Source organism: Lysobacter enzymogenes, from assembly GCF_017168095.1.
Lineage (GTDB): Bacteria > Pseudomonadota > Gammaproteobacteria > Xanthomonadales > Xanthomonadaceae > Lysobacter > Lysobacter enzymogenes_D.
On record NZ_LXSD01000193.1, the window covers coordinates 1 to 1,539 of the forward strand.

At 73.5% G+C, this 1,539-nt stretch carries 1 protein-coding gene; it reads right to left on the reverse strand.

All coding sequences use genetic code 11. The features are described from left to right. Positions 1-1,539, reverse strand: a 1,539-nt coding sequence (locus A7A76_RS05045) for a hypothetical protein (RefSeq protein WP_206410171.1), incomplete at both ends; no start/stop codon positions are given.

Consider the following 1,539-nt stretch of genomic DNA (forward strand, 5'->3'; position numbering starts at 1 on the left):
GCGGCCAGCGCCGCGGCGAACGCGAGCGGATCGGGCACGCGCGCCTGGTTCGCGCCGAGCCAGCGCTCCAGCGCGGCGTAATCCACCGGCTGCGACGCCGGCGCCTGCAACTCGCGCCACAGCTGCGCCGGCAACGGATCGGCCGCGCTCGCCGCCGCCAGCGCGTCCTCGCGCCGCGCCAGCCCCGCGCGGTCGCCGCCCAGGCGCCGGCTTTCGTCGATCGGCGGCAGTTCCGGCCCGACCCGCGCCAGATAGATCCGGCTGGCCTGCTGCACCTGCTTGATGAAGCCCAGCGCCTTGTACGCGAACGGCAGCGCCTGCTGCGGCTGGCCCTGGCGCAGGTGCAGTTCCGATTGCCACATCTGGTCCAGCGCGGACTTCAACAGCGCGCGGGTTTGCGGATCAAGCAAGGTCGCGGCCTCGGCGTGGTCGTGGGTGTGACCGAACTCCTGCAGCACCGAACCGGATTCGCCGAACGTCGGCTTGGCCGCGGGCGGCGCGCCGTGGTCGTGATCGTGGGCGTCGGCGGGCGCCGATGCCTCGGCGCGGGCGCCGTCGCGATGCTCGCCTTCATCTCCATCGTGTGCGTGCTCGTCCTCGCTGTCGCTGGTCGGCAGCTTGGGCTCGCCTTCCGCCTCCTCGCCGAGGAACTGGCCGTAGCGCAGGCGCAGCAGGCGCTGGTCGACGCCGATGGCGTCGGACTTCTTGACGAAGCTCTCGCCGTCGAGCTTGCGCCGCTGCGCGAGCAAGGCTTCGGCGTCGATGATGATCTGGCGCTGGCTGCGGAAATACGCCGGCAGCACCGTCTTGACCATGCCCTCGATGCCGGTGGCCTCGCTGCCCGGATCGGCCGGCCAGCGCAGGATCAGGCTCGGGCTCAGCGCGGTCTGCGGCTGCGGGGCGCGGTTGTCGGACACGCCGAGCTGGACGATCAGATCGTCGCCGACGGCGAAGCCGAGCGCGGCCAGGTCCAGCGCGTGGACGAAGCGCTTGCGGGTCGCCTCGCCGCTGCCGCGCAGTTCGACGCTGCGCTCGCGGAAGGTGATCTGCTCGCCGCTGCCTTGCGCCAGCACGATGCGCAGGCGCGCGCCGGCGGCGACGCCGTAGTCGTCGCTGGCCTCGAACGCCAGCGGCCAGCTCTTCTGGCCGCGCGCGAGCAAGGTCAGGCCGCGCTCGGGCTGCAACACGCGCAGTTGCGGCGGGCGGTCGGGAATCAGGTCGAGGCGGTACAGGCGCCGGTTCTGCGCCGACGGCGCGCCGGCCGCTTCGATCCGATACAGGCTCGACTTGGCCAGGATGCGTTGCGCGCTCCAGTCCTCGCCGTCGCGCCGCAGCGGCAGGCGTTCGCCGTCGTGGAAGACCAGGGCGGCCTGCGCCGGTTGCGGCGCAAAACGCAGACGCCAGCGCAATGTCGCGCCTTCGGGCGCGCGGCCTTCCAGGCTCGGCTCGTCGCGCGCCGGCAGGCCGGTGTAGCGCGGCGGTTCGATCCGCAGCGCCTGCGCGACCAGGCGCGGCTGGCCCGGCGCGGCGGCGACCGGC